Origin of the sequence: Desulfosarcina alkanivorans (genome assembly GCF_009688945.1) — a bacterium.
GTDB lineage: Bacteria > Desulfobacterota > Desulfobacteria > Desulfobacterales > Desulfosarcinaceae > Desulfosarcina > Desulfosarcina alkanivorans.
In genome coordinates this window covers 6,573,978-6,597,956 of sequence record NZ_AP021874.1, presented here as the reverse complement: position 1 = coordinate 6,597,956, position 23,979 = coordinate 6,573,978, and the positions used below count along the sequence as shown (strand labels likewise).

The 23,979-nt window shown below is 58.0% G+C and carries 21 protein-coding genes and 1 tRNA gene; 9 read left to right on the top strand and 13 right to left on the bottom strand.

Features of this window, described 5'->3' with window-relative positions:
• Nucleotides 1–59: 59 nt before the first annotated feature.
• A complete protein-coding gene (locus tag DSCA_RS28640) occupies nt 60–3,011 on the bottom strand; it encodes a M16 family metallopeptidase (RefSeq protein ID WP_155319694.1) in 2,952 nt (983 codons plus the stop codon).
• Between the two features lie 93 nt (nt 3,012–3,104).
• On the opposite strand from DSCA_RS28640, the gene DSCA_RS33030 reads away from it, so the two are divergent.
• A complete protein-coding gene (locus DSCA_RS33030; protein ID WP_269434621.1) occupies nt 3,105–3,230 on the top strand; it encodes a hypothetical protein in 126 nt (41 codons plus the stop codon).
• Here DSCA_RS33030 and DSCA_RS32155 read toward each other — a convergent pair.
• The 3 genes from DSCA_RS32155 to DSCA_RS28625 form a co-directional block, all read right to left on the bottom strand.
• Nucleotides 3,209–3,682: a hypothetical protein gene (locus tag DSCA_RS32155; protein WP_174784002.1), complete on the bottom strand. Its 474-nt coding sequence runs from the start codon at nt 3,680–3,682 to the stop codon at nt 3,209–3,211. The genes DSCA_RS33030 and DSCA_RS32155 overlap by 22 nt on opposite strands.
• Nucleotides 3,683–4,013: 331 nt before the next feature.
• Nucleotides 4,014–4,265 carry a hypothetical protein gene (locus tag DSCA_RS28630; protein ID WP_155319693.1) on the bottom strand — a complete coding sequence of 84 codons (252 nt, stop codon included), beginning with the start codon at nt 4,263–4,265 and terminating at the stop codon, nt 4,014–4,016.
• Between the two features lie 56 nt (nt 4,266–4,321).
• Entirely contained in the window at nt 4,322–6,202 is a 1,881-nt protein-coding gene (locus DSCA_RS28625; protein ID WP_269434693.1) for a SurA N-terminal domain-containing protein, read from the bottom strand.
• 387 nt (nt 6,203–6,589) lie between these two features.
• Between DSCA_RS28625 and DSCA_RS28620 the strand changes: the two genes are divergently transcribed.
• Nucleotides 6,590–6,665, top strand: a tRNA-Ala gene (locus tag DSCA_RS28620).
• A 61-nt stretch (nt 6,666–6,726) separates the two neighbouring features.
• Here DSCA_RS28620 and DSCA_RS28615 read toward each other — a convergent pair.
• The 3 genes from DSCA_RS28615 to DSCA_RS28605 are packed head-to-tail and all read right to left on the bottom strand — an operon-like array spanning nt 6,727 to nt 7,666.
• Nucleotides 6,727–6,912, bottom strand: a complete 186-nt coding sequence (locus DSCA_RS28615) for a hypothetical protein (RefSeq protein ID WP_155319691.1) — start codon at nt 6,910–6,912, stop codon at nt 6,727–6,729.
• A complete protein-coding gene (locus DSCA_RS28610; protein ID WP_155319690.1) occupies nt 6,909–7,370 on the bottom strand; it encodes a putative molybdenum carrier protein in 462 nt (153 codons plus the stop codon). The genes DSCA_RS28615 and DSCA_RS28610 overlap by 4 nt, the downstream gene beginning before the upstream one ends.
• 26 nt (nt 7,371–7,396) lie before the next feature.
• Nucleotides 7,397–7,666 carry a Smr/MutS family protein gene (locus DSCA_RS28605; protein WP_155319689.1) on the bottom strand — a complete coding sequence of 90 codons (270 nt, stop codon included), beginning with the start codon at nt 7,664–7,666 and terminating at the stop codon, nt 7,397–7,399.
• 508 nt (nt 7,667–8,174) lie between these two features.
• On the opposite strand from DSCA_RS28605, the gene DSCA_RS28600 reads away from it, so the two are divergent.
• Nucleotides 8,175–9,836: a methyl-accepting chemotaxis protein gene (locus DSCA_RS28600; RefSeq protein ID WP_155319688.1), complete on the top strand. Its 1,662-nt coding sequence runs from the start codon at nt 8,175–8,177 to the stop codon at nt 9,834–9,836.
• 52 nt (nt 9,837–9,888) lie between these two features.
• On the opposite strand, the gene DSCA_RS28595 is transcribed toward DSCA_RS28600, so the two are convergent.
• From DSCA_RS28595 to DSCA_RS28570, 6 genes are all read right to left on the bottom strand, one after another.
• Complete coding sequence (locus tag DSCA_RS28595; protein WP_155319687.1) at nt 9,889–11,817, bottom strand: oxidoreductase; 1,929 nt, start codon at nt 11,815–11,817, stop codon at nt 9,889–9,891.
• A gap of 245 nt (nt 11,818–12,062) precedes the next feature.
• A complete protein-coding gene (locus tag DSCA_RS28590; protein WP_155319686.1) occupies nt 12,063–12,863 on the bottom strand; it encodes an alpha/beta hydrolase in 801 nt (266 codons plus the stop codon).
• Between the two features lie 45 nt (nt 12,864–12,908).
• The gene (locus tag DSCA_RS28585) at nt 12,909–14,123 is read right to left on the bottom strand and encodes an aspartate kinase (protein WP_155319685.1); all 1,215 of its coding nucleotides are present in this window, start codon (nt 14,121–14,123) and stop codon (nt 12,909–12,911) included.
• Between the two features lie 165 nt (nt 14,124–14,288).
• Complete coding sequence (locus DSCA_RS28580) at nt 14,289–14,870, bottom strand: YqaA family protein (RefSeq protein WP_155319684.1); 582 nt, start codon at nt 14,868–14,870, stop codon at nt 14,289–14,291.
• Complete coding sequence (locus tag DSCA_RS28575; protein WP_155319683.1) at nt 14,871–15,515, bottom strand: protein-L-isoaspartate(D-aspartate) O-methyltransferase; 645 nt, start codon at nt 15,513–15,515, stop codon at nt 14,871–14,873.
• 172 nt (nt 15,516–15,687) lie between these two features.
• Nucleotides 15,688–16,275 (bottom strand): 5-formyltetrahydrofolate cyclo-ligase, encoded by a 588-nt coding sequence (locus tag DSCA_RS28570; RefSeq protein ID WP_167527993.1) that lies wholly within the window; start codon nt 16,273–16,275, stop codon nt 15,688–15,690.
• A 374-nt stretch (nt 16,276–16,649) separates the two neighbouring features.
• On the opposite strand from DSCA_RS28570, the gene serS reads away from it, so the two are divergent.
• The 6 genes from serS to DSCA_RS28540 all read left to right on the top strand — a co-directional run bounded on the left by serS (nt 16,650) and on the right by DSCA_RS28540 (nt 23,812).
• Complete coding sequence (serS, locus tag DSCA_RS28565) at nt 16,650–17,924, top strand: serine--tRNA ligase (protein WP_155319681.1); 1,275 nt, start codon at nt 16,650–16,652, stop codon at nt 17,922–17,924.
• The gene (thrC, locus tag DSCA_RS28560; RefSeq protein ID WP_155319680.1) at nt 17,921–19,426 is read left to right on the top strand and encodes a threonine synthase; all 1,506 of its coding nucleotides are present in this window, start codon (nt 17,921–17,923) and stop codon (nt 19,424–19,426) included. Before serS ends, thrC begins: the two co-directional genes overlap by 4 nt.
• Before the next feature lie 14 nt (nt 19,427–19,440).
• Nucleotides 19,441–21,279 carry a LysM peptidoglycan-binding domain-containing protein gene (locus DSCA_RS28555; RefSeq protein ID WP_155319679.1) on the top strand — a complete coding sequence of 613 codons (1,839 nt, stop codon included), beginning with the start codon at nt 19,441–19,443 and terminating at the stop codon, nt 21,277–21,279.
• A 67-nt stretch (nt 21,280–21,346) separates the two neighbouring features.
• The gene (locus tag DSCA_RS28550) at nt 21,347–22,114 is read left to right on the top strand and encodes a tetratricopeptide repeat protein (RefSeq protein WP_155319678.1); all 768 of its coding nucleotides are present in this window, start codon (nt 21,347–21,349) and stop codon (nt 22,112–22,114) included.
• A gap of 4 nt (nt 22,115–22,118) precedes the next feature.
• Nucleotides 22,119–22,853, top strand: coding sequence for a PAS domain-containing protein (locus DSCA_RS28545; RefSeq protein WP_167527992.1), 735 nt, complete (start codon nt 22,119–22,121; stop codon nt 22,851–22,853).
• Nucleotides 22,739–23,812 (top strand): GAF domain-containing protein, encoded by a 1,074-nt coding sequence (locus DSCA_RS28540; RefSeq protein ID WP_231716309.1) that lies wholly within the window; start codon nt 22,739–22,741, stop codon nt 23,810–23,812. The genes DSCA_RS28545 and DSCA_RS28540 overlap by 115 nt, the downstream gene beginning before the upstream one ends.
• Nucleotides 23,813–23,979: the final 167 nt, after the last annotated feature.

The following is a 23,979-nucleotide window of genomic DNA, read 5'->3' as shown; positions in this document are numbered from 1 at the left end:
GTTATCCCAGCCCAGTTCTCAGGTTTCCATCGTCTGGCGGCCGACTTCAGCCCCGCACATCAGCTCCCGGATTTCTGCATCGGCTGAATAATGATCGCCGCACTGCGCTCATCGGTCAGGTAGGTCGCGGCGAGCAGGGCGAGTTCCCCGGTGGTGACCGCGGCATAGTCGCTCTGGAAGCTTCTGGCCCACTCGAGTTGCTGGGGATGGCGTTCCGAGCCGGTCATGACGCTGTTGAGCCAGTACCCGTTGGTCTGCCGCAGTTCTTTGATCGAGGTGAGAATGGGATCCACCGCACGGGCCAGTTCATCCGCTGTAATTCCGTTGCGGGCCAGGTCGCCGGCAATGGCGTTGACTTCCGCCAGGACGGTGTCGGTCTGTTCCGGAGCCACGTTGATGTAGGCCTGAAAAACGCCATAGCCGGCGTAAGCCCTGCTGGCGCGGTTAAAGGCATAGGGGGAATAGGATGCGCCCAGTTTCTCCCTGATCCGCTGCCTGAGACGCTCGGAAAACACATCGGCGAGGACAGACAGCCGGCGGGTCCGGTTTATGTCCCAGAAATCCTCCGTCTGCCAGGCGGCAACGACCATGGCCTTGGGGATCTGGGTATCCACGTCGATCCGCTTGACCGTTCCCGAGGGCAGGCGGGGCAGGTCACTCACGGGTTCTTCAACATGTTGGTCCCTCGGGGGCAGGGCCGCCAGGTATCGCCGGGCCAGTTCGATGACCTGGTTTTCGTCAAAGTCGCCGACGACGGACAATTCCAGAGGGGCACGGTTCAGGCGAGGCGCAATCCAGCCCCGGATATCATCCAGCTGAACGGCTTGGATCTGCTCCAGCGACGGCATGCCGAATCGATTGTCTCCTCCGGCCAGAAACCGCAGCCCCTCGATCCGCATCATCCCCTCGATGGACCGGGAAAAGGCCCCATACTCCCGGCGCAATCGCTCACGGGCCAGGGCCAGTGCATCCTCACGGAAACCGGGGTCCGTGAGGTTCGCGTAAATCAACTGAAAAAGCAGTTCCACTTCTCCGGAAACGGTCTCACCGAACAGATTGAAATGGGTTTCCGTGATCCTGAAATCCACGTAGGTGCTTTTGCCGGCCAGGGCCTGGGCCAGTTCATTGGATCCCATCTGTCCCAGACCGCTTTCATCCATGGTGGCTTCGGCCAGCAGTGAAAGTCCCGGAAGGCCGCCGGGCTCCGCCGACTGCCCCTGACCGAAAATCAGATTGGCCAGGACCTCGTTGGTTTTGTAATCGGTGTGCTTCAGGTTGACCCGGATACCGTTGGCGAAGCGAATGCGGGTGATACCGAGGTCGTCCACCACCTCCCGGGATACAATCGAACCGGTATCTTCAGGCATCGGCAGGTAGGGAAAGGCGCCGACCGCCTCAACCTCGGGTCGATGGACCACGGTGCTTGCCGACGCCAGAAAGGCATCGCGGATCAGCGTTTCCGGCGCTTTCTGGGATATCGTCTTCAAGTCGGCGTCTCCGGAGACCAGGACCAGGCGATGGTCGTCGGGCCAGTTCTCTTTGAACGCCTGGTGGACTTCAGCCAATGTAATATCGTGGATCATGGGGGCCAGGGCCTCTTTTTCCTGCAGGGGAGAAAGGATGACCCGGTCGTCGGAAAGATCCCGGACAATGCCCCTGGCCAGCGCCGTGCTGTTTCGGGTGGCGGCTTCCCTGACCTTGTTCTCGAGCATTTTCAGGGTGTCTTTTTTTACACGCGCCAGTTCGGTTTCTGAAAAACCGTGCAGCCTGGCCTGTCGCAGCGTCTGCTCCAGGACGGCAAGGGTCTGCTCCCATCGATCAGCGGCGCTGTCCGCTGAAATTTCGGCGTAGCGGATGCGATTCAGGTAACTGCCGGAGCCGACAGCAGCAGACGTGAACGGCGATTCCGGTGCTTTCAACCGGTCGTCAAGACGATTCTGAACGATTTGGTCCCCCATCTCCGCCACCAGTTCCCGTCGCTGAAGGGCGAGGGAGTCCGGGACCGTCACGAGGGGACGGATGACTTCCAGGCTCACCGTGGTCCCCCCCGCTTCCGGTTCATGGTGGTGAAAAATTTTCAGGCCGGTATGATTGATGGTGCCAAGGACGGGTGCCGCCGGGGCTGACGCTCTGGGGGCGAAATCGGAAAATTGTGTGCGGATAAGCCTTTCGGCCATGGGCGTGGAAAAATTTCCCACCAGGACCAGCACCATGTTGTCCGGCCGATACCAGGCATCATAAAACTGTTTGAGAAGTGCTCTGTCCGCATTTTTGATTATCTCTGCCTTACCGATCGGCAGCCGTCTGGATATCAGGTGGTCCCCCAGTTCAAACGCCAGTGAGGCTTTAAAGGTCCGGTAGGACACCGAATCCCGGGAGCGCATTTCCGAGAGAATAACCCCACTTTCCCGCTTGACTTCCTCTTCGAGCAGCAACGCTCCCATGGCGTAATCCCTGACCACCAGCAGCCCCTTTTTCAGGCTCTCCTCATCGCCGGTGGGCAGAATGATGTCGTACACGGTTTCATCGAAACCGGTGTGGGCGTTGGCGTCGTTTCCGAATTGCATGCCGATGCTCTGGAAATAGCGAACGAGTTCACCGGGAGGGAAATGGGTGGATCCATTGAACAGCATATGTTCGAGAAAATGGGCGATGCCCTGCTGTGCATCGGTTTCATTCAGACTGCCGGCGCCGATATAAAGGTGGACACTGACCCGGTCCGCCGGGCGGTTGTTCTCCATGAGGACGTATCGGAAACCGCTGGCAAGCCGTCCAAACCGGATTGCCGGATCAGGTTCCAGGTCACTTTTTTCATGGGGCCAGGTCTGGTATGCCCGGCCCTTGCTTTCCCCTTGCAGGATTCCTGCAGGGTCCGCTAGCTGTGTTGCGGCCGAGGCGGCGGTATCCACGAAGGGTGCCCACCACCCCATGAGCAGAAAAACCGCTAACGCAGCCGACAGACGCCTCACCGCACCGCTTCTCGTGAATCCAATCGTACAGAAATGAATCATAGATGTCCCTTTTCTTGATCGCTACAGGGTAATCGAACACATCAGATAGTAATACAGTGATAGCGAATGGCAATGCGCGGGAGGATGATCGTCATGAAAGAGAAAAGCCTTCCGCGTCATCTGTCTGGATGCCGCAACCGGAAGGCTTTGCTGATTGGTGCCGGTTTGTGCTGTGGTTTGAACCCTGGTGAAAAAGGTTACTTTTTCTTTTTGATGTAAACACCCCGGGAGAGTGTCTCAATTTTCCCTTTTTTGGTCAGTTTGTACAGGGCATTGCTCACCTGCCGGGCTTCGAGATTGGTTCTTTTTTTCAGGCGTTCTACGGTAATTCCTTTTCGGCTTTTGCTGATCATCCCAAAAATGTTGTCAAGCATCGTCGTCCCTGACGCAGGTGCTGCGGCGGCCGGTGCTGTCTTTTTTGCGGCCCTCTTTTTTGGTGCCGCCTTGGCTTTTTTCACAGGGGCCTTGGCCTTTTTTTTCGGCGCCGCGGTCTTTTTTACTGCCGCCGCTTTCTTTGCCGGTGCCTTGGCCTTTTTTACTGCTTTCACCTTTTTCGCCGGTGCCGCTTTTCCGCTTCCCTTTTCAATGGCAGCAGCCATTTTTTCTACCTGTTTGACAAGAGAAGATAGCGCAGTGGAAATCGCTAATAGTTCCTTTTGAACATCTTTCATCAGCTCGAGCCTCCTTGTTAAAGCGGTTTTAGCTAAAAATTTAGCTATTTAGTCTGAGGCCTATTATATTTCTCCCTTATTGTCAACACTTGTTTTGAGCAATTTTTCATCCACGGTTGAAGTAAAGGGTTTTATTCGATTGCTTTTGAATGGAAGTATTTTTTTTGTGGAAACCGCGGGGAGGTCCATATCAATGCCGCAGTTTGAAAACAGGCGTGGCTGGGATGAATGTCGGAAGCAATGCCGCCGGCCCGATCTACAGGGGCCCCGCGGCATACCAACGCCAAAAAAGGGATGAATCTCCTGCGGCCTAAGACTCATACCCGGTCTTTCATTGTTCTCTGATAAACGCCCACCAGATATAAAAGAAGAAGAAAAGCCAGGCAGCGATGGCGGTCGCATACCCTTTCCAGTCCGTTTTCCGGGAAGCCATGCCGTGCTTGTTGATCTTTCCGACGGGCAGCTTGCACGCAGGGCACACTTCCGCGCTCAGCGGCATGTACTCCATACATTCCGGGCACTTTTTGGAGATAAATCCGCTGCCGGGACTGCCTGGGTCGACTGCATCGCGCGGTTTTTTCATATCATCCCCATTATTCCTTTCCGGCGCCGGAGAACAATTTTGCGACAGGCGGCCTGCTACTCCAGATACGCCTCTTCGATGATGATCTGGCTGTCGGCTTTGCGTGAATCGATCCAATCCTGGAACACGGTTCTCTGTTTTTGCCTGAGAAGCATACTTCTGATGCTTTCTTTTTCCGATTCGAAAGCTCCGGCATCAGGTGCTTTTCTCTCCGCGAGCCGCATCAGGTAGAAGCCGGCTCCGCCCCTTACCGGCTGCCCGCTGGTGTCGCCGACCGAGGAGAGCTGGAAGGCTGCTTCTGAGAATTCAGGATCGGAGCCGATATCAGGTATCGCTGCGCTGCGTGCAAACAGGCCGGTATTCTTGACCGTTGCGCCGCGCTGGGCGGCAATCTGGTCAAACGCGCCGCCTTCACTCAGCGCGGCCGCCATTGCATCGGCATCGGCTTTGGCCTTGTCGGCCTGTATTTTCTTGGTCAGATCCGCTTTCACCCTTTCAGTGACTGTCTCAAGCCCGGGAATGGCGGCGTCAATGGTCTCCGTCTGCTGAATAAGGTAGTAGCGGCCGTCGATATCCTGGATGTCGCTGATTTCATCCGCCTTGAGTGCAAACGCGGCGTTGGCAAAGGCCCCTTTGCCCGTGCCCAGCACTTCCGGACCGACACGGCTGAACGGGCCGGCTTCCATTACAGCGAGCTTGAAGGTCTTGGCGTTGTTGACCAGGTCATCCTTCTCAAAACAGCCTTCGTAGAACTGCTCGGCGGTGTCATAGGCCAGGTTTCTCGATTTCCTGTCGGTAAGGGTTTTGACAATCCGGTCCTTGCTTTCCTCAAGGGTCTTTGTCGAGGCTGCTTCCACGGACTCCACCTTGATGACATGCCAACCGAACTGGGTCTTGACCGGATCGCTGACGTCACCGGCAGCCATGGAGAACGCCTGGTCGGCAAAAGGCCTGACCATCTGCGAGCGCTGGAACTTGCCCAGATAACCGCCCCGGTCCTTTGTGGGGCCTTCGGAATAGGTCTGGGCCAGTTCGGCAAAATCCTGGCCGGCGCGGGCCATTTTGGCGACCTCTTCCGCCCTGGATTTAGCCGCCTGGTCGGCGTCTTCATCGGCGTTGGCGTCCAGCTTGATCAGCACATGCCGGGCTTCTACTGTTTTTTCTGTTTTGAATTCGGCGAGGTTGGTCTCATAGTAATCCAGGAGTTCGTCTTCATCCACCGTAACCTGGTCCCTGTAGGTGTCCGGTTCAAACACCACGTATCTGACGTTGACCATCGGGTCGGTTTTGTATGTTTCTTTGTTGGCGTCGAAATAGGTGGAAATCGCCTCTTCGGAGGGGTCGATACCAGTGTAGCGTGCCGGCTCAAACAGGACATAGTCAACGCTCACGGAGGCGTTTTGCCAGTCATACCATTGGCGCGCCTCCTGGTCGGACACCTTTGCGGCGCCCATGACAATGCGGGAGAGTTTTCCTCCAAGAAGAACCTGTTTCTGATCGGTTTCATACTCTTCCGGAGTCAGGTGCACCTGTGCAAGAAGACGTCGGTAACGGCGGTTGTCAAAAGACCCGTTGTTCTGGAAAACCTGAGTATTAATGATCGAATCGGCAATTTCTGAGTCGGAAACCCGCAGCCCCAGGTGTTCAGCCTCCTGCAGGAGGAGTTTACGGTCGATCAGCTGATCCAGGGCCTGTTTTTTGATTTGAAGCATCTCGATCATGTCGTCATTGAGACTTGAACCGAATCGCTGGCGATACTGATCGAGCATATTGTTGTAGGCGCGTCGGTAATCAACCACCGTGATGATTTCATCGTTGACGGTGGCGACTTTGGATGCTTCACGAGAGCGGAAACTGCCCACCCCCCAGAAAACGAAGACAATTACGATAGCGAACAGAACTACTTTGATCATCCAGCTGCCAGCATGTTTGCGCATCACGTTGAGCATTCACGACCTCATTTTTTGTAGATATTGGACCGGACCCCTTGCAGGCTCCCGATATTATATGTCGTTTCCCTGTTTTTTTTGCTGCCACCGGAACCGATAAAAGGCGCCACCCGTGACAGGGGGCGTCGCCGCCCCCTTCAGCATTGGCCCGGCACATCAAAATATCCCATTTTTTCAAACGATTGACATTAAGTGCTGGCGCACATTTTGTCAACAGTTTCCCGCCGGGCCCTGCCTGTTCTGGCCATCCGCGCAGGCAGGGCCGGCAACGCTTTCCCATCGGGTGCACCCGGCGTCAAAATCAGGAAGTCGCCGGGAAGCGAAAAATTGCGTTGACAGGAAAAACCGATTTTGTTAGGTTGCGTTTTCGTTTTCGGGGCTGTAGCTCAGCTGGGAGAGCGCATGACTGGCAGTCATGAGGTCAGGGGTTCGATCCCCCTCAGCTCCACCAATAAAAACTCGAAAGGGGCTCGCTTAAAAAAGCGGCCCCTTTTTGGTTTGTGGCTGACCGATTACCCCACCGGCTCATCATCCTCCGCCTCCGCCTGGCGGAGGATTCTCACCTGCATGCCGGGCCTGAGCGGGAGATAGTCGCCGGCAGCGGTGACGATTCCGACTTCATGATGCCCGCAGCAGTCGCACGGCCGTGCGGTCACGACCCCCTCGACGATGTCGCCGTTTGATGGAATATCACTCATTGCAGGGCGTGGGTCAGTATATTGATGGCGTCCATGTAGATGCCCGGGTCATGGCTGGCCCGGGGACCGGCCACGTTCAGCGTTTCAATGCGGTTCATCTCAGCCCAGGAGGCGACCAGCGACCCGGCGTCCGAGGCCCGCTGCCCCAGATTCAGGTCGATATGCAGCAGCTGCTTGCCGTGTTTCAATGCCATCTTGCGGGTATAGTCGCTGCCGCCGGTGAGCCTGCCCCGGCTGATAATCAGGGTGCCGTCCGCGGCCAGCACGTTTTTTTCCGTTCGTGCGCCATAGTCCTCCGTGGGCATCTCCCGGAGTTGATAGTGAGGCGGCAGGGGACCGTCTTCGGTCAGGCGTCCCCTGGGAATCCACCCGCCATGGGCGATGCCCAGTCGCATGGCCACGTCCAGGGCCGCACGGTCAACGCCGGTCTGTCCTCCGGATATTATCTTTTTCAACATCGTCGCCCCGTCCTTTTGTCAAGGTATCAAGTTCTGTTGAGTCTGACCAGTGTGGCGCCCCACCCGCCGGCATCGGCCGGTGCATCTTCGACCGCCGCGACCCGCGGATCCTTTTTCAACAGCGACCGTACCCGGGCACGCATCACCCCGCTGCCCTTGCCATGGATGATTCGCAGGTCATGAATCCCGGCTTCCAGACAGGCATCGATATAATCGTGCATCAGGTCCTTGAGTTCGCCGGGCGCAAAGGTGTGCAGATCGAGAACACCGTCGATGGGGATGATGACCGGGTCCATGATGCCTTTACCCCCCTTCGGCAAAAAGGGTTCAGTCGCTGCCTCTTGTCCGGCAGCGCAACGGTTGCCTGTCCTGATCGCGCTGGCCGGTGCGGCGGGGCAGATGATCCGACAACAATGTTACCATATCTTAAACCTGTCCGGGGGGCAAGCGTCTGCAGGGGGGATCGGGTTTCCCTGATCGGGCGTGGGGTTCCACCTGAAGGTCTGTCTTTTCCGGCTGCGTATTGCGGGATCGACAAACCGGTTCTGCGCCAAAAACGCAAACCGACTGAAAATTTAAGGAGCAGGACTATCTCCTGCGTCTTATAGCAAGCGGACATCCCAACGAACCAACACCTAAGTAGTTTTCCTAAAGTCTGGATCCTAGCAACCGATAACTGGCGAACAGTGTTTGAAACGGCTTCTGTTTCTTTTTTGGATTCCGGAGTTATTCCCGACAAAGACGATGGATGATGGCTTTGAACCGTCGGCCGATATCCCTCCCCACCACTGAAAGGAGCGTTCCATGAAATTCAATAATCTTAAAATGGGTGTCAAATTGGGCATCGGGTTCACGGCCGTCCTGCTGCTCACCGCCGTGATTGCGCTGGTTGGCAGATACAACATGCAGAAGCTATCGGATATGACAGAAAAACTCTATCGCCATCCGTATGCCGTCACCAAGGCGATTGTCAAAGTCGAAACCGACCTGGTCAAAATTCACCGGGCGATGAAAGATGTCGCCCTGGCGAAAACCGATTCCGCCTATGATGCAGAGCTCAAAAAAATCGCCGGTTTTGAAAACGAAATAGCCACGCAGATAGAGGTCTTGAGAGAGCGCTTTCTGGGCGACCAGAAACAGGTTGAAGATCTGAATAAAAAAATGGTCGGCTGGCGGCCCATCCGTGCGGAGGTGATCGACCTGATGCGCAAGGGCGACCGGGCCGGTGCGGCGGCCATTACCAAAGGTAAAGGGGCCACCCATGTCCAATCCATTGTTAAGGCGATTAATGCGTTCGAGACATTTGCCCAGTCCAAGGCCGATGAATTTATGGAAAATGCCAACCGGTCCCGCGACCGGGCGCTCAACCTGACCTATACCATCACGGCCATTGCCATCTTGATGGGCGCCGCCGTGGCATTTTTCCTGACGCGCAGCATTGTCACCCCCCTGAGCAAGGCCGTTACGCTGGCCGAAACCATGTCTACCGGAAATTTTACGCAGCAACTGCACGACAACCGTAGCGATGAGATCGGCGTACTCGTTAAAGCCCTCAACCAGATGGCCGGCTCCCTGAGAACGATGCTTCAACAGATTGCCGGCGGAGTGGATACACTTTCTTCCGCATCAACCGAACTGGGGGCCATTTCCACCCAAATGACCCAGGGTATCGACACGGTTTCGGATAAGTCCAACACCGTATCTGCAGCGGCCGAAGAGATGAACGCCAACATGAACAATGTGGCCGCGGCCATGGAAGAGAGTGCGACCAACACCAATATGGTGGCTACGGCATCCGAAGAAATGTCTTCCACCATCGGTGAAATTGCACAAAATGCGGAAAAAGCCAGGGGAATTTCCGATGACGCGGCCCGGAAGTCGTCCAACGCATCGGCCAACATGGATCAGCTGGGAACGGCTGCCAATTCTATCGGCAAAGTCATCGAGACCATCACGGACATTTCCGAACAGGTGAACCTGCTGGCCCTCAATGCCACCATCGAGGCGGCACGCGCCGGTGAAGCCGGCAAGGGGTTTGCCGTCGTGGCCAACGAGATCAAGGAACTGGCCAAACAGACCGCCGACGCCACCCAGGACATCAAGGAGAAAATCGAAGACATTCAGGGGACCACGTCCATGACGGTGGGCCAGATCACCGAAATCACCGAGGTCATCACCGACGTCAATGATGTGGTAACCAATATTGCATCTGCGGTCGAGCAGCAATCGGCAGCCACCAAAGAAATCGTCGCCAACGTGGCCCAGGCCTCACAGGGGATCCAGGAGGTCAATGAAAACGTCAACCAGAGCGCTTCGGTGTCCGGGGAAATTTCAAGGGACATCTCCGATGTCAGCACCTCCATGAACGAGATGTCCACCAGCAGTTCCCAGGTCAACCTCAGCGCGCAGGAGCTTTCCCAACTTTCGGAGAATCTCAAACAAATGGTGGACCAGTTCAGGATCTAACCCGTCGAAAAAAGCGGGGACCGGTCACCTCCGGTTCCCGCTGCGTCTTTCCTCAAAGACTGCGGCCGATTTCCTCGGCCTCACTCTGGGCCAGCATGAGATTCCGCGGCGTCCTGGCATCCCCGATGACGAAGACATCGATGTCCCGCCGGTCCAGCAATGTTTTGGCATCGCGGACCGGGGTCATGGCTTCGGCCACCACCACCGTGTCGAAGCCCTCCAGGGTGGTCGCATGGCCCGCGGTGGTAAAGGTCACGCCATCGTCGGTGAATTTTTTTACGGCCACCTGCTTGAACAGATGGACACGGTCGCGTTTGAGCCGTTCTCTCAGGTAAAAACGGTCGTTGCTTGACATCTCATCGGCAAAGTGGCGCTTGCGATTGAGCACCGCCACCTCGCGGCCCTTTTCCGCCAAAAAGTCCGCCGTCACCAGCCCGGCCTGGCCGCCGCCCAGGATGATCACCCGGTCCCCGGTGATTTTTCCCTCGAGCACTTCGGTCACCGTGCACAGATCCATCCGGGTCTTGAACAATCCCTTGATGATGGGCATGTCCGGCAGGCTGCCCGAGGCCAGGACCACCGCCTCCGGATTCAGTTCTTCCAGCAATGCTTCATCCAGGGCGGTATTGAGCCGCAACGACACCCCCAGTCGTTCAACTTCAAGAGTCAGAAAATCGATCACATCCATGATCTCGCCCCGCCCCGGCGCCAGGGCGGCCAGCCGCAGCAGTCCGCCGACACGGCCCTTTTCTTCGGCGATGGTCACCCGGTGGCCGCGCATGGCCGCCATGCGGGCAGCCGCCAGACCGGCAGGACCGGCGCCAACCACCAGCACGTTCTTAGGCTCCGCAGCCTTTTCGTCCGCGTCCATCAAATACTCGCGCCCCACATCGGGATTGACCACACAGGAACCGGGCTCCAGGGCCAGCACCGCATGAATGCAGCCCAGGCAGCAGCCGATGCAGGGCCGAATGGTGTTCAGGTTCCCGGCACGGGCTTTTTCCGGCAGCATGGGATCGGCGATCAGGGCACGGCCCATGGCCACCACGTCCGCCTGCCCGTCTTTGAGGATGCGGTCGGCCAGTTCCGGGCTCTTGACCCGGCCCACGCCCACCACGGGGATGTCCACGACCTGCTTGACAGCTTCGGCCAGGTGCACGAAGCAGCCGTGTTTCACATACATGGAAGGAATGGTCAGCTGGGTCGACCCATACACCCCTGCGGATACATGCAGGTAGTCCGCCCCGTGGCGTTCTAAAATCGGTGCCAGGCGCAGGGCGTCGGCCAGGGTCCAGCCGCCGTCGATGTAGTCTTCCCCGTTGATGCGCAGCCCCACGGGGAAATCGGCGCCGGCCTTGGCCTTGATGTCGGCCAGCAGTTCCAGGAAAAAGCGGATGCGGTTGTCGAAGCTGCCGCCATAGGCATCTTCACGATGGTTGGAATTAAGGGCCAGAAACTGGTTGATCAGGTAGCCGTGGGCGCCGTGGACCTCGACGAAATCGAAGCCGGCATCCCGGCATCGCCGGGCGGCATCGCCAAAAGCGGCCACCAGTTCGGCGATTTCCTCGACGGTCAGCTCCTTGGGGGTCCCCTTTACCACCGCCGGCGCAGGGATGGGCGACGGCGCCACCTTGCGGTCATGGTAGGACTGTCGACCCCCATGCATCAACTGGACGCCGAAGCAGGTGTCATACGGTTTGACCGCCTCAACCATCTTTTTCAGGGCCGGGATACACCCGTCGTCCCACAGGGCGGGCAGGCCGGGCAGTTCCAACCCCGTCGGATGCACGCCGCCGCCGCCCACCAGGATCATGCCCGCGCCGCCTCTGGCCCGGGCCGCCAGGTAACCGGTCAGCTGGTCGGTGACGTAGCCGTTCTCGTCCACGCCGAAATTAATGCTCATGGCGGACATGAGCAGTCGATTCTTGGCCGTCATCCGGCCGATCTGGATCGGGGAAAAAAGGTGCTTGAGAATGGTCATTCAGGCCTCCGGAATAAAGTGGCAATTAAAAAGTAAAACCGGTCGGTCTTATGTCTAAAAGGGGGATATACACCTTTTTGCCCCTCCGCGTCAATCGCTACCCCATTCGGCAATTTCGTCCGAGGTCAGCGTCCGGTGGCCGGCCGGGTCCGCCGCTGCAATCCTCGCCATCGCAGCGGCCACGGTACGTGCATGGAACGGTTTTCTTTTCCATTGGCGCCTTTCACGGTGGCCGGTGCAGTGAACTAAAAGGATGAGAGGTATGCATTGACCGCTTCCCAATACAGCGGAGCGGTTTCGATGGAGTTGTGGTCGGTGCCGTCCACGGTAACGGCGGTGGTCGGCCCGCCCCACGCCGCTTTCAGGTTGTTGGCGAACCGTAGCGGCACCACCTGATCGTTGGATGCGGTCAGGAAGAGGGCCGGCGTCGAAATTTCCGGCGCCAGGGCCGCCGAATCGAACCGGTGTTTGAGCAGCAGTCCCACGGGAAAGATGGGGTAGTGTGCCCGGGCCACATTCAGCAGTGAATCGAAAGGCGTGACGAGAATCACACCGCCCACCCGGCGCTTCGCCGCCACATGCACGGCCACCCCCGATCCGAGACTGCGCCCCATCAGCACCACATGGGCCGGATCGATCGCTTCGGCGGCCAGGACATGATCGATCGCAAACAGGGCATCGTCCAGCAATGCCCGTTCAGACGGCTTACCGTCGCTGCCGCCGTAGCCGCGGTAGTTCATGAAGAGAAACGATCGGGTGTTGAACCGCCCCAGATCCGAAAAATTGAGCGATACATCCTCGGCGTTGCCGCCATAGTAGACAATCAGCGGGCTGCCCGGACCGATTTCACCCTTGAAGAACCAGCCGGTCAGGGTGATGTCGCCGTGGCGCAGGCGGATTTCGTTCCCGGCATAGCGGGACTGGTTTGCCGCCGCGGTCGGCTGGGGGAAAAAAATCATTCTGCCCTGGAAAAAATAAAGCAGCAGGGTGGCACCCACGAAAAAAACAAACAGCAGTTTAATGATTTCCATGATCATTTTAATCATCACCGATCCGCCAAAGCCCGTTGAAAATATCTGGTGTCTGATGGGTTAACTCATTTTGGAAATCCAATGTCCATGGCACAGGCGCACACCGGCGTCGATCTTCTCCCGGGGCACCAGCAGTGAGATACGAAACGAGGTGGTGGTGGCGGCGGCAACGACGATGCCATGGTTTTCCAACAGCGCCAGGGCCTCGATCAAGGTGGCGTTGGTCCGATTGAGTCCTTCGCCGATAAGCGACAGCGCACTCAGGTGGGCGTCGAACCGAACGGACGCGCCCAGCCGCTGGACCAGCCGGTCCCGGATATCCTTCCAGCCGTATATATTGGAAGCGGAGACCACGAAGGAAACCTGGGATGGGAGAGGGTCGGCGGAAACATCGGCCGCATGGACCTCCTTAACCGGCACCTGTTCTCCTTCCAGAAAATCCAATGCCCATCTGAAATCCACCAGCGCCCGGTCCCCGCTGATGCGAACCCGCGTGATCTCTTTTTCACTGACCACCGCCTGAACGCCGGCCACCTGCCCCGTCGGGAGTTTGCGGACCACCGTCTCCCGCCTCCGGTCAAAGGTGCTGCCGGCATAGATGGCAATCTTCTTTTCCTTGGCAAACTGGACCGCCTGGGCATTGAGCACTTTGGCGCCGGCGGCACTCATCTCCTGCATCACCGGATAGGAGACTTCCGGCAGGTGCCGGGCATCGGCAACCACGGATGGATCGGAGGAGTACACCCCGTCCACATCCGAGTATATTTCACAGCGCTCGGCATCGATGGCGGCGGCAAGGGCCACGGCGGTGGTGTCCGAGCCACCGCGCCCCAGGGTGGTAATGTCGCGCCTGTAGCTTACGCCCTGGAAACCGCCCACCACCACGACCTTGCCCTCGGCCATTTCATCCATCACCCGGAAAGGACGCACCTCGATCACCTGGGCATCGTTGTGGCGATGGTTGGTGATGATGCCACACTGGGAACCGGTCAGGGAAACGGACGCGACACCCAGTTCATTCAAGGCCATGCACAGCAGGGACATGGTAATGCGTTCGCCCGTACTCAGCAGCATGTCCATCTCCCGCCGGGCCGGTTTCGAAGAAATGCTGCGGGCCATCTCCACCAGTCCGTTGGTGGTCTTTCCCATGGCCGAGACCACTGCCGCCACATCCATGCCCGTGGCCTTCACACCGGCGATCATCCGGGCCACCTGCATGATCTTGTCTACGTCGGACAGGCTGCTGCCCCCATATTTTTGTACGATACAGGCCATGGCGAGTTCCTCTTCGGTGAGGCTGTCTCAAAAGGTCGCAGTTGGGTCAAGATCAAGGCGGACAATCATTTCAACCGGAGGCATACTTGAAGTATGTCGAGGATTGAAATGGGAGGCCAACGCGGATAGTGGCCGAAATGGGGCGTTTTGAGATTGCCGTTAAACTTAAAACAGGTATTTGATCAGTATAAAACTGCCCACCAGCAATACGGTGAAGGTGACGGCCAGCAGATCGAAATAGCGGTCGATAAATCGCTGGATGCGCGGCCCGAACAGATAGATCAGTCCGCCCACAAGAAAAAAACGGGCCGAACGGGACACCATGGATGCCAGAACGAAGACGGTGAAGTTGATCTTGAACATGCCGGCGGCGATGGTGAAAACCTTGTAGGGAATGGGGGTAAACCCGGCGATCCCCACGGCCCAGGCATCGTAGGTGTTGTAAAGACGCTCGATATAGGCGACGTTGCCGGTCAGTCCGTAAAATTCAACGATCCGGTTTCCCACCGAGGCCATGAACTGCCACCCGATCAGGTAACCCAGGCATCCCCCGAGAATGGATCCGGCGGCGCAGACTAGGGCGAATCTGAAGGACCGTTCCGGCCGGGCCACGCACATGGCGATGAGCAGCACGTCGGGTGGAATGGGGAAAAAAGAGGACTCCGCAAACGCCAGCAGGAACAGGGCCCAGCTGCCGTATGGGGTCGACGCCCAGTGAAGCACCCAGTCGTAAAGGCGTCTGAGCATTCAGGACTCTCTCCAACCGTGTTCGCCGATGAGCTTCACGAAACGGCAGCCGCCAAGGCTGGACTGGTGGACGCCCTGTTCGTCACGAAACAGCTTGATCAAATCCTGGGTGTGGCGGTCTCCCACCGGAATGACCATGCGTCCGCCGATGGCCAGCTGGTTGACCAGCACCGCGGGAATTTCCGGGGCGCCGGCAGTCACGATGATGGCGTCAAAGGGGCTGTGCTCCTTCCAGCCGGTCGTGCCGTCCGAATAGCGGGTGACGATGTTGTGGTAGCGCAACTGGTCGAAAAGCTTTCGGGTTCGGGTATACAGGGAGTGGATTCGCTCCACCGTGTATACCCGAAAGGCAATCTGGGCCAGAATGGCCGCCTGATAGCCGGAGCCGGTTCCGATCTCCAGCACCCGGTCTTCCGGGGTCACCTGCAGCGCCTGGGTCATCTCCGCAACGATGTAAGGCTGGGATATCGTCTGCTGCTCACCGATGGGCAGGGGGAAATCCCCGTATGCCTGATCCATCATGGCCTCACTGACAAACAGGTGCCGGGGAACGCTACGCAGGGCCGACAACACACGCGGGTCGCTGATCCCGCGGGCGATAATCTGCTTGGTAACCATTTCATTTCTGAGGCGCTGGTATTTCATCGGCAATTTTCTCCCAGCACGTGTCTACCAATTCACAGGAATCCGGTCAAGATGTTAGATGCCCCGTAACCGGGGACGGCCAGCGCCACCGGCACCAGAAACCAGAGACCTGAGACCAGAAAAGCGCCCCGCAGTCGGAGGCGCTTTCGATCATTCCCAATGGGTGGTCCGCTTATATCTTGTAGATGACCCGCTTTTCGGTGATGATGATGTCCACATGCTTGTCGTGGGATTCCATGGGCACCTGGGGAACCAGCTGCCCTTCGAAGACCAGTCCCACCTTGCGGGTGGTCATGGGCAGTTCCGGGATGATGCGGTCGTAATAGCCATCGCCGGAACCGATCCGGCCGCCCTTTTCGTCCATGGCGACGCCGGGAACGATGGCGATGTCGATACAGTCCAGGGGGACCTGCTTGCATTTGGCCGGGTTGGGTTCGAGAATCCCTCGCGGACCGACAATCAGATCCTTTTCGGGATGATCCACCTTCATCGGCCGCATGGAGGCCTTGGTCTTGTCAAAGGCCGGCAGCACAACGATCTTGCCGAATTCGAAGGCGCGTTTCACGATGGCGTCGGTGGCCACTTCGTTCTCGGCATTGACGTACAGCATGACAATCTTGGACTCGAGAAAGTTGGCAAACTCAAAAAGCCGGTTCTCTATGATGCGGGTATTCTCCTGCAGCGTCTCATCGGAAAGTGAATTAAAAAATGTTGATATGTCGTTTCTTATTTCCTGCTTTTTTTCCCGGACTTCATCCATTACCATTTCCACCTTTCAATTGTTGCCGCGGGTCGAAACACGGGGTCGCTGATCACCAGGGTCTGGGCAAACCACCGGATTGGAGCGGCGCATAAAAGCGATGCATTGACAAGGTTTTCGCATTCCCGGACGATCCGAAAGCCGGAAGCGCTGCTCCTCGCTCTCAAGCGGTGGGGAATCCGCTTGCCGTGCGGTTCAACCGGCAATCTTCATTGACTAATCGGACCACTTGGGATAAGGTTTCGGCTGATTTTGCCTTCGGTGTTCGCCTTTCATCGGTATAGCCGTTCACCACCCCAAAACGAACTGTAAAAGCCGCCTTCAATCCGATGTATGGCCCCGTATAAACACAATTTTGGAATATAAGGACAATTATGCTGGAAATCAAGCTCGTCAGAGAAAATTTGGAACGCGTCAAAACAGCCATGCACAACCGGGGCACGGCTGTCGATTGGGAGGCCTTTCAAACCCTGGACGCCAGGCGGAAAGCCATCCTTTTTGACCTTGAAGAACTCCGGCGCCAGCGCAACAGCGTATCTGATCAGGTTGCCGCGATGAAACGCAGCGGGGAGAACGCCGATGCCATCATCGAAAAAATGCGCGACGTATCCACAACCATCAAGGGCCTGGAAAAAGACCTGGGGGCATGTGAAGCGACCATTGGCGAAACCATCATGGCCATGCCAAACATCCCCCACGGCACGGTGCCGGTCGGCAAAGACGAGGCGGACAACCCTGTGGTCAAAACCATCGGGGAGCCCACCGATTTCGCCTATGCCCCCCTGCCCCACTGGACCCTTGGCGAGCGTTTGGGAATCCTGGATTTCGCCCGTGCCGCGAAAATCGCCGGCGCGCGATTTCCCCTCTATCTGGACGTGGGCGCCCGGCTGGAGCGGGCGCTGATCAACTTTATGCTGGATCTGCACACCGGTGAACACGGCTACAAAGAGGTGCTGCCGCCGTTTATCGTCAACCGCAAGACCATGACCGGCACCGGCCAGCTGCCCAAGTTCGAGGAAGACCTGTTCAAGCTGGAAGGCCTGGACTATTTTCTCATCCCCACGGCGGAGGTCCCGGTCACCAACATCCACCAGGAGGAAGTTCTCGACGCATCGCAGCTGCCGTTATGCTACACGGCCTACACGCCCTGCTTTCGCTCGGAAGCCGGCTCCTACGGCAAGGACACGCGCGGACTGATCCGGCAGCACCAGTTCAACAAGGTGGAACTGGTTAAATTCGCCCTGCCGGAAACCTCCTACGACGAACTGGAAACGCTCCTCGACAATGCGGAGACCGTGCTTCGCCGTCTTGAGCTGCCCTACCGGGTGATCACCCTGTGCACGGGCGACATCGGCTTCTCGGCCGCCAAGACCTATGACATCGAAGTGTGGATGCCCGCCCAGGGCGTCTATCGGGAGATCTCCTCGTGCAGCAACTTCGAAGATTTCCAGGCCCGCCGGGCCAACATCCGCTTCAGGGAAAAAGGAAAGAAGGGCACCCGGCTGGTCCACACCCTGAACGGCAGCGGCCTGGCCGTGGGCCGAACCCTGGCCGCCCTGCTGGAGAACTGTCAACGGGAGGACGGCAGTGTCGTCATCCCACAAGCGCTCAGGCCTTACTTGGGCGGAATGGAAGAGATTACCCCGTGAGAACAGACCAATTCCCGGAAACGATCCGGCCGCACCTGATACCGGAACCCGGCGGCGACCTCGTCTACCGATGCCTGGGCTGCCAGACCGAGCACGGCATCGAATCACTGCTCTACACCTGCCCGGACTGCGGCCAGGTGCTGCTGCTCCACGACCGCAACTTCGACAGGCTCAAAGCCATCGACGGCGAGACCTGGCAGCAGATTTTCGACTACCGGCGCATGCTCAAGATTCCGGCCGTCAAGGGCATTTACCGCTACCACGAGTTCATCGGCCCGGTGGTCCCCCTGGATTCAGTGGTTTACCTGGGAGAAGGCCACACGCCCGTGGTGGAGGCCAACGGCACCCTTCAGGAAAAAGCGGGTATCCGTTTTTTCTACAAGAATGACGGCCAGAACCCCAGCGCCTCCTTCAAGGACCGGGGCATGGCCAGCGCCCTGAGCTACATCAATTTTCTCATTCGCCAGGGCCTGGTCGACCAGGTGCTCTCGATCTGCGCGTCCACCGGAGATACCAGCGCCGCCGCCGCCCTCTATGCCGCCTATCTCAAACCGCATATCAAGTCGGCCGTCCTGCTGCCACACAAGAAAGTGACCCCGCAGCAACTCTCCCAGCCGCTGGGCAGCGGCGCGGACGTGTTCGAGATCCCCGGGGTGTTCGACGACTGCATGAAAGTCGTCGAAGCCCTGTCCGAAACGTATAACGTGGCCCTGCTCAACTCTAAAAACGCCTGGCGTATTCTGGGCCAGGAGTCCTACTCCTACGAAATCGCCCAGGAGTTCGAGTATGCCATGGCCGACAAAGTGGTGGTGGTGCCCATCGGCAACGCGGGCAATATCACCGCCGTGATGAACGGGTTCCTCAAGTTCCATGAGACCGGCATCATCGATGCCCTGCCCAAAATCCTCGGCGTCCAGTCCGTTCACGCCAACCCCGTGTTCGAGTACTACAGCGAACCGGAAGCCGAAAAACGCAGGTTCGTTCCCATGACCGTCAAGCCCAGTGTGGCCCAGGCCGCCATGATCGGCAACCCGGTTTCCATGCCCCGGGTGATCCATCTGGTGGACCGCTACAACCGGGCTGCCGGCACCCCCCGGGTCTTTTTTGCGGAAGTGACCGAACAGGACATCATGGACTGGCAGCTCACGGCCAACCGCAACGGCCACATCGCCTGCACCCATGGCGGCGAATCCCTGGCCGGGCTGCAGGTGGCCCTTAAAAATGGCGCTGTGACATCCAGCGAGACGGCCATCGTTGATTCCACGGCCCACGCCCTCAAATTTTCCGGTTTCCAGGACATGTATTTTCAGAACAGTTTCCCGGACGGCTATGCCGTTCAACCGGACCCGGCGCTGGTCAACGGCCCGCGCTATGTTCATCCCCCGACTCTGAAACAGGTTCCGGCACCGGGAAAGCCGCTCGACCCGGAGGCGTTCGCAGTCTTTGTGAAGGCCGTATCGGATCAGATCGCCGGGGACCTCGGATTGAAAAAAAGAACCTAAACAGGCAGACAGCCATGGCAACAGGACATCCCACCCAGTGTCTTCACCGGTTCACCCGCCGGATCCTTCTTCCGGTGCTGGCGTTTATCCCGGTTTTTTTGGCGACCGACCTTCACGGTGCCCTGCTCTATAAAAATTACGTGGTGCGCTATGACCGCGGCTGGGACATCCTCTGCGACCCCTACCGGATCCGCCAGGGGGACTGGGTGCTCAAAATCTTTCGCCAGAAGGGGGAAATCGCCCATGACGACTTCAGGGAGTTTCTGGGCATTTTCCAGCGCCTCAACCCTCATGTGAAGGACGTTGACCGCATCCGCCCCGGGCAGGTGGTCGATATCCCGCTGAAAAAGCTGGTTCAGGGCAACCTGCCGGGCCAATCGTCCGGTGTGGTCACCATCCCTTTCGTCATGATCTCCAACCCGAAAGAGATGATCCAGAAGCACACCCGGAGCTACACCATCCAGCGGGGGGACACCGTTTCCAGGCTGATTGCCCAGCAATTCGGCGGCCGGTACGGAAATACGACCTACCGCCAGGGCCTGAAGCTGTTCCAGGCCGTCAACCCCCACATCAAGGATGTCAATCGGATTTATGCCGGCCAGAAGGTTTACATGCCCGATCCGTCCCTCCGCGAACAAAGCTGGTACGAGGCGCTTTTCGATGACGCCGGAAATGTGGTGGAACGGATGGCCGGCACGGATGAGGGTGAGGCTGAAACCGAGGCTGAAACCGAAGCGCCCCCGCCCCCCCGGCAACAGGCACTCGCCGCAGCACCGGAGGCAGCCGGGCCTCCTCAGGAGGCAACCAATACCGGTCCGGCCGCCGAGGCCGCATCGATCGTCGGTGGCCGGCTGCTGGACAAGGGGACTTATTTTTTCCCCATGAAACAGGGAAAAGATTTCGAGCTGGACCTTTCCCGCTACCCCATGATCGACCTTCAGAACGGATCCAAGGTGATCCTGTCCACGCAGGACCGGGTGATGAATGTCGATCTGCCGCTGATCCAATCCTACTGGGAAAATGTCAAGGTGGTAAAGGTGCCGGAAAAGGCCACGTCGCAGGAGATTCTGGACGCGGTTTTAACGGCCTTTTCAGGTGAAGCGACCACCGATCAGCTGGCCTTTGACGATGGGGGCGTCGCCGTCCGCGTCAGCGCCAAATGGATCCGCACCGAGGCGTCCGCCGACGGCCGCGTCCCCCGCCACGCCTGTATCACCCCCATCCTGTCCGCCGGCGAACACACCCATGCGGCCATTGTCCGTTACCTGGACCGGAACGAAATCGTCATCAAAGACATTCTGACCGGCGGGTCCGGGGCAACCCGGCCGCCGCTTCCCGCGAATGCGTCGGCCGATGTCGACCGAATCGACGGCAGCAGCCAGAAAGCGCTGCTCGAATCTTTCGCCCGATTAATGGGATTTCACTACTCGCCCAATACCAGCATCAGCTTCCCCTATGCCGGCATCCAGGTCCAGGCCCTGTCCAACCTGCTGTCTTTTGGTAATGGAAGAGAGATCCTCATTGATTTTGGGGACTTATACGGAGATGCCGTCGACGCCATCAAAGAGACCGGGCTTGAAATCCTGCAGATCAGTGTGGACGCCGCACCGGTGGAGATAATCGCACGCCTGATGGAAACCGCAGGAATGGCCTATACCGCCGCCCCTGTTTTCTATGGGGCCAACCGGCCTGCCGAGTTCAACACGGCCATTACTGTCAACGGCATTCTCATTCCCTCGGACAACGGAATGAACCGATTGTTCGTTGAGGAACAGATACCCGAATTAATTCAAGTTTTCATCCAGGACCAAGGCATCCGGCTGGTCCGGATCCAAGGATCTTCCCGGGGATAGGCGGTGGATAAAAAAGGGCCTTGCAGGCCACCCCACCCGGATACCTCAACCCAAAGGAGAATCATCCATGGCACGATGGCGAACGGAGGCGGTACTTTTCCTGGTTTTTTCCGTGCTGCTGTTTTCAGCCTGCGCGACCCCGGGCGTCTCCCCCCGGGATAAAAAAAAGGCCGTGGCCTCCCGGAACCTCGGCGAGGCGTACCTCAGTGAAGGCAACTACACCGCTGCCCTCGGAGAACTGCTCAAAGCAGAACGGCTGAATCCGGAGGACCCGATCCTGCACAACGACCTGGGCCTGGCATATATGGCCAAGGAGAAGTACGATACGGCGGTCATTCATTTCGAAAAAGCGGTGCAGCTGAAACCCGACTACTCGCTGGCCAAAAACAACCTCGGCAGTGCTTATATGGTCCGGCAGGAATGGGACAAGGCCATCCCCGTGCTCGAATCGGTGACGACAGACCTGCTCTACGCGACGCCTCACTATCCGCTGTCGAACCTGGGCTGGGCCCACTACAACAAAAAGCAGTATGACAAAGCCCGGAAATACCTGGAAGAGGCCCTGGAACTGAAACCGGATTTTTTTATTGCCCAGCTGAATCTGGGCCGGACCTACCTGGCCACCGGGCAAATGCATCGCGCACTGGCCCTTTTCGAAGAGGCTGCCAAAACCCACCCCGAGAACCCGGGCCTGTTGTTAGAACTGGGGCGGACCTACCGCCTGCTGGGTGATTACAACAGCGCCAGGCTGGCCCTGAAGGGAGCCATCGAATACACGAATGATTCGGAACTGGCCATCAAGGCCTCCGAAGAACTCAACAAACTCTACCGGTAAGGTCATGGTCACCTACGATCGTTCAACGGAGCATGCATCATCCGAACACCTGCGCCGCCGACTCGCCGAGTTGACCCGCCGCCATACCGAATTGGAAAAGTCCAGACAGGGCCTCACCCGCGAACGGGAAGCCTTAAAGAAAAAATTGGCCGACTGCTCCCGATTACTGGGGGCATCGACCACCGGTCTGATTTCATTGGACAAGGCCGGCCTTATCGACTGGGTCAACGACCACGCCGTCGACATGCTCGGTGCGGACAAGGCCTTTCTGTTGAAAAAACCCATCAGCCTGTTCATCGCCCCTGAAGACCAGGCCGTTTTTTACCTTCATCGCAGCCGGATATTTTCCGGTACCGCCAACCACCCCTTCGAAATCAATCTCAAGGCCAGGGACGGCGTCATACGGTCGGTACGGGTGAACGCCCGCCCGGTGGACACGCCGAGGCAGCAGCTGCCCGGCATGCTGCTGGCCGTGGAGGATATCACGCCCCATCGTCAGGCCCTGAAGCCCTTCAACTCAAAGAATACTTTATCAACCTGCTGTTTTCCATCATCGATGATCTTACGATATGGTCCCCGGCCGACATCGACGAAATTATCATCTACACCCTGGAAAAAGCAGGCTTGGCATCGGCTGCCGACCGGGTCTATGTCTGCCTGTTTCATGACAGAAAAACCCGGCTTTCCATCACCCATGAGTGGCTCAGCGAAGCGACCGAATCCCCTGCGGCGGCTCTGATGGGAGCAGAAGTAAAACCGTTTGCCAAAATGCTGGGCCAGGTGAAAAAACAAAAAACCGTGGCCGTATCGGATATCGACAGGCTCTCCCCGGCAGACCGTGCGGCCCACGAGGGGTTCCATTCCCCTGGCGCCCGGTCTTTCCTCTTATCTCCGCTTTTTTACGGCCGATACCTGCTTGGGGTCATCGGCTGTGATGCCGTCAAACAGCCGGCAACATGGTCCAGGGAGACCCGAAGCCTGGTCAAATGCGTCGGCAGCACCATTGTCCACGCACTGATCCGGCAGCAGGCCGAAACGGCACCGGCCGAGATCCGTGAAACCCTTCTTGGTTTCGTCGAGCCTGCCCGGCCGGCCAACGGCGACACCATTTTTGACTACGAAGGGCCCATCGAGATCATTGATGATGAAACCGACACTGCACCTGCGGGAAAACCCCGGTGGCACTTCGAACCGGGTGAACCGGAGGACCCGGGCATGCAGGGAACCGCTCTGCTCAAAGACGGAAAGACCGCCTATATCGCCTGCAGACACTGCAACCGGCAGAAACTGCTGGATATTTCCGAAATCCGAACCATCGGCACCCGCCTGAAGGCCACCTGCGCCTGCGGCAAGGAAATGTTCATCAAGGTCGAACTTCGCCGGGAGCATCGTAAAGCGGTAAACTTCAACGGTATTTTCATCCGCGGTCGGGGCGATCGGATTGCCGTTAAATCGGACGACTGGGGAAGCATCCGCATCACCAATCTCTCACGCCATGGAATCGGCTTTCGCGTGTTCGGCAAACCGGACGTGCACGTGGCCGACCGGTTCCGGGTCAAATTCACCCTGGACAACACGGCCCGTTCGGTCGTCCAGAAAGAAGTGGTGGTGCGCTCCGTGGCCGGGGAAGTCATCGGTTGCCAGTTTGTGGGCCAGGCCCCCTGCGATGTAACGCTGGGATTTTACATGATGACCTGACCGGCCGCCCGGGGCGGACGTTCCACCGGTAACCGACGTCCCTGCATCCATGCCGAATCGGCGGATTACGATTTTTCGGCACCCGAAACATGAAATATCATAATTTTTGCCTGGATTCATTACCTGCCAACCGCCCCCTCTTCTTTAAACATTCGTGAAAACAAATA

What these genes read in the sequence shown, in the direction of transcription:
- DSCA_RS28640 (WP_155319694.1), bottom strand. Translation starts at nt 3,011, where the DNA reads ATGATTCATTTCTGTACGATTGGATTCACGAGAAGCGGTGCGGTGAGG.
- DSCA_RS33030 (WP_269434621.1), top strand. Translation starts at nt 3,105, where the DNA reads ATGAAAGAGAAAAGCCTTCCGCGTCATCTGTCTGGATGCCGCAACCGG.
- DSCA_RS32155 (WP_174784002.1), bottom strand. Translation starts at nt 3,682, where the DNA reads ATGAAAGATGTTCAAAAGGAACTATTAGCGATTTCCACTGCGCTATCT.
- DSCA_RS28630 (WP_155319693.1), bottom strand. Translation starts at nt 4,265, where the DNA reads ATGAAAAAACCGCGCGATGCAGTCGACCCAGGCAGTCCCGGCAGCGGA.
- DSCA_RS28625 (WP_269434693.1), bottom strand. Translation starts at nt 6,202, where the DNA reads ATGCGCAAACATGCTGGCAGCTGGATGATCAAAGTAGTTCTGTTCGCT.
- DSCA_RS28615 (WP_155319691.1), bottom strand. Translation starts at nt 6,912, where the DNA reads ATGAGTGATATTCCATCAAACGGCGACATCGTCGAGGGGGTCGTGACC.
- DSCA_RS28610 (WP_155319690.1), bottom strand. Translation starts at nt 7,370, where the DNA reads ATGTTGAAAAAGATAATATCCGGAGGACAGACCGGCGTTGACCGTGCG.
- DSCA_RS28605 (WP_155319689.1), bottom strand. Translation starts at nt 7,666, where the DNA reads ATGGACCCGGTCATCATCCCCATCGACGGTGTTCTCGATCTGCACACC.
- DSCA_RS28600 (WP_155319688.1), top strand. Translation starts at nt 8,175, where the DNA reads ATGAAATTCAATAATCTTAAAATGGGTGTCAAATTGGGCATCGGGTTC.
- DSCA_RS28595 (WP_155319687.1), bottom strand. Translation starts at nt 11,817, where the DNA reads ATGACCATTCTCAAGCACCTTTTTTCCCCGATCCAGATCGGCCGGATG.
- DSCA_RS28590 (WP_155319686.1), bottom strand. Translation starts at nt 12,863, where the DNA reads ATGATTAAAATGATCATGGAAATCATTAAACTGCTGTTTGTTTTTTTC.
- DSCA_RS28585 (WP_155319685.1), bottom strand. Translation starts at nt 14,123, where the DNA reads ATGGCCTGTATCGTACAAAAATATGGGGGCAGCAGCCTGTCCGACGTA.
- DSCA_RS28580 (WP_155319684.1), bottom strand. Translation starts at nt 14,870, where the DNA reads ATGCTCAGACGCCTTTACGACTGGGTGCTTCACTGGGCGTCGACCCCA.
- DSCA_RS28575 (WP_155319683.1), bottom strand. Translation starts at nt 15,515, where the DNA reads ATGAAATACCAGCGCCTCAGAAATGAAATGGTTACCAAGCAGATTATC.
- DSCA_RS28570 (WP_167527993.1), bottom strand. Translation starts at nt 16,275, where the DNA reads ATGGATGAAGTCCGGGAAAAAAAGCAGGAAATAAGAAACGACATATCA.
- serS (WP_155319681.1), top strand. Translation starts at nt 16,650, where the DNA reads ATGCTGGAAATCAAGCTCGTCAGAGAAAATTTGGAACGCGTCAAAACA.
- DSCA_RS28555 (WP_155319679.1), top strand. Translation starts at nt 19,441, where the DNA reads ATGGCAACAGGACATCCCACCCAGTGTCTTCACCGGTTCACCCGCCGG.
- DSCA_RS28550 (WP_155319678.1), top strand. Translation starts at nt 21,347, where the DNA reads ATGGCACGATGGCGAACGGAGGCGGTACTTTTCCTGGTTTTTTCCGTG.
- DSCA_RS28545 (WP_167527992.1), top strand. Translation starts at nt 22,119, where the DNA reads ATGGTCACCTACGATCGTTCAACGGAGCATGCATCATCCGAACACCTG.